This is a genomic window from Adlercreutzia aquisgranensis (assembly GCF_943193145.1).
Classification (GTDB): Bacteria; Actinomycetota; Coriobacteriia; order Coriobacteriales; family Eggerthellaceae; genus Xiamenia; species Xiamenia aquisgranensis.
The window spans coordinates 1-1419 of sequence record NZ_CALPDA010000027.1 but is presented as its reverse complement, the minus strand read 5'-3'; the positions used below and the strand labels follow the sequence as shown (position 1 = coordinate 1419).

At 64.4% G+C, this 1419-nt stretch carries 1 rRNA gene; it reads right to left on the bottom strand.

The features are described 5' to 3' along the window. Positions 1-1419: ribosomal RNA gene (locus tag NFR41_RS10430) — 23S ribosomal RNA — on the bottom strand; the annotation flags it as partial.

Here is a 1419-nt window from a genome sequence, read left to right as displayed (position 1 = left end):
TTTCCATGCTCGCCGCCCTACGCGCTTTCACGGGGACGTCCAGAACCCCGCCCGGCTACCCTTCTCCGTCGCCCCTTCGGTGATAGCGGCCCGCAGGCGGTACAGGAATGTCCGCCTGTTGCGCATCGGCTACGCCTCCCGGCCTCGCCTTAGCTCCCGACTGACCCTGGGACGATTAGCGTTGCCCAGGAACCCTTGGGCTTACGGCGGCGGCGTTTCCCGCGCCGCTCTCGTTACTCATGCCAGCATCCTCGCTTCCGCGCGGTCCACCGAGGGTCGCCCCTCGGCTTCGCCCCTGCGCGGAAGGCTCCCCTACCGCTGAAATACATCAGCCCGCCGCTTCGGCGCCGTGCTTAGCCCCGTGAATTGTCGGCGCATGTCCACTTGACCAGTGAGCTGTTACGCACTCTTTAAATGCATGGCTGCTTCTAAGCCAACATCCTGGTTGTCTAGGCAAACGCACATCCTTTGCCACTCGGCACGGACTTGGGGGCCTTAGCGGGCGGTCTGGGCTGTTTCCCTCTCGAGCGCGCAGCTTAGCCCACGCCCTCTGACTCCCGGCCTCTGGTCCTGCGGCATTCGGAGTTTGGTTCGCGTCGGTAGGCGGTGAGGCCCCCTCGACGATCCAGTGCTCTACCGCCGCAGGAGAACGGCCGGGGCTAGCCCTAAAGCTATTTCGGGGAGAACGAGATATCTCCGGGTTTGATTGGCCTTTCACCCCTATCCTCGGGTCATCCCCTCCGTTTTCAACCGAAGTGGGTTCGGCCCTCCACGGGGTCTTACCCCCGCTTCAGCCTGCCCAAGGATAGCTCACCCGGCTTCGCGTCCGCGGCATGCGACTCACTCGCCGTCTTAAAGGCTCGCTTTCGCTGCGGCTCGCTTCCAAGCTTAACCTCGCCGCATGCCGCGACTCGCTGGCTCATTCTACAAAAGGCACGCCGTCACACCGCATGGGTGCTCCGACTGCTTGCGGGCGCACGGTTTCAGGCGCTGTTTCACTCCCCTCTCGGGGTGCTTTTCACCTTTCCCTCACGGTACTGGTTCGCTATCGGTCGCGGGAGAGTGTTCAGCGTTGGAGGGTGGTCCCCCCTGCTTCGCACCGGGTTTCACGTGCCCGGCGCTACTCGGGAGCCGCCTTCCGAGCCGCCCATGCTACGCGTACGGGGCTCTCACCCTGTTCCGCCGGCCTTCCCAGGCCGTTCCGCTGCATGCGCGGTTTGTAACTCGGTCGGGGAGCTTGGGCTCCCCGTGCGGGCGGTCCCGCAACCCCTGCGACGGCAACGCCCCAAGGCTTTAACGCTCGTCCAGGTTTGCGCTGGCCCGGTTTCGCTCGCCGCTACTCCCGGGATCTCGGTTGATTTCTCTTCCTCGGGGTACTTAGATGTTTCAGTTCCCCCGGTTGCCTCTGCCGGCCCTATG